A 1572-nucleotide genomic window follows, 5' to 3' on the forward strand; every position below is an offset into this window, starting at 1 on the left:
TCGCCTTGCCGTACTCAAGTACAGCCTGCGGCTAGTTTCCTAGTTTACTCTTTGATTTTCATTGAGTATAAGTCCTTGGTGGGCACCTGCTACCGGTGAACCCAATAGCGATTCCCAAGCCTGACTATCGTGAGGTAGCGGATTAAAACGGTCTGGGGATAGACCGTTTTAAGTCTGACGCTGGAAATAAGAATCGTCAGAGGAAGGGATAGCGAAATCGTGGCTCTACGAACAGGAAGGTGATAGTAAGGCGTATATAGCGGATAGGGGGGGCGCGAAACCTTAAAGTCCAAAAAGGTAGTCGTAACCTATATGCGTAAATCACGAGAGTAATTGAATTCGAACTAAGATTTATCTTTTTCCACTGTAACCTTTTAACGTCCTCATGTCTAGTCTAAACGAGGAAAGATGTAGGACTTATCCCGTGAGCTCTGTCGCTAGAAAGAGAAAACGACAGATCGAAGTAATCCTACTTTACTTGTGTCTGTAAAACGAACGGTCTGATAGAACTGGACTCTGTCACGTATTGACTAGATGAAGGTTCACCAATATAAGATATCCCTCAGGCACCAAAACAAGAAAGGAATAGGCACATGTCAAAATTGCTAGATAAGATAGTATCACGCGAAAATATGCTGGAAGCTTACAATCAAGTAAAATCCAATAAAGGCTCAGCTGGGATTGATGGAATGACTATCGAAGAGATGGATGACTATCTCAGACAAAACTGGCGCTTGACTAAGGAGCTGATAAAACAGAGAAAATACAAACCTCAATCAGTCCTGCGAGTTGAAATCCCCCAACCCAATGGAGGTGTCCTTCAGCTTGGGATTCCGACAGTGATGGATAGGATAATCCAACAAGCCATTGTCCAAGCTCTTAGAGTACTTAAATGACGGCTATGAGTGGATAGTGGATATAGACCTAGAGAAATTTTTCGATAGGGTTCCTCAAGATAGATTGATGTCCTTAGTACATAATATGATCGAAGACGGAGATAGGGAATCCTTGATTCGTAAGTATCTTCATTCAGGTGTTATCATTAACGGTCGGCGTCATAAAACGCTAGTTGGTACACCACAGGGAGGAAATGTATCTCCTCTCTTATCTAATATCATGCTTAATGAATTGGACAAGGAATTAGAAAAGAGGGGACTTCGATTTGTGCGCTACGCAGATGATTGTGTGATGATGGTCGGAAGCGAGGCAGCCGCTAAGCGTGTGATGTATTCAGTTAGTCGTTTTATTGAGAAACGGCTAGGTTTGAAAGTATAGTAAAATGAAATAAGAATAGGACAAACCGATCAGGACAGTCAAATCGATTTCTAACAATGTTTTAGAAGTAGAGGTGTACTATTCTAGTTTCAATCTACTATAATTTGAAGGGGAATACCGTGATTGGCTAATATTTGTTCAAGGACATGATAGTAAGCATTCAAGTTCTCTTTTTTATCAAAATAAGCCCCTAGGATATTGCCGGAAGCATCATCAATGGCTAAGTGTAAGTTAGAGGTTTCTGCTCCAAACCAGGCATGAGGGCTAGCCTCCATTTGGATGAGTTCTCCAGCAAAT

Annotated in this window: 2 pseudogenes; one reads left to right on the forward strand and one right to left on the reverse strand. The window is 41.7% G+C overall.

The annotated features are described in order from the left end of the window. Nucleotides 1–593: 593 nt before the first annotated feature. Nucleotides 594–1272 (forward strand): annotated as a pseudogene (locus HT671_RS08475) (reverse transcriptase domain-containing protein); the annotation flags it as partial. 95 nt (nucleotides 1273–1367) lie between these two features. On the opposite strand, the pseudogene HT671_RS08480 reads toward HT671_RS08475, so the two are convergent. Beyond that, nucleotides 1368–1572 (reverse strand): annotated as a pseudogene (locus tag HT671_RS08480) (ISNCY family transposase); the annotation flags it as partial.

It is taken from the genome of Streptococcus sp. 2741, assembly GCF_013276315.1.
GTDB lineage: Bacteria > Bacillota > Bacilli > Lactobacillales > Streptococcaceae > Streptococcus > Streptococcus pseudopneumoniae.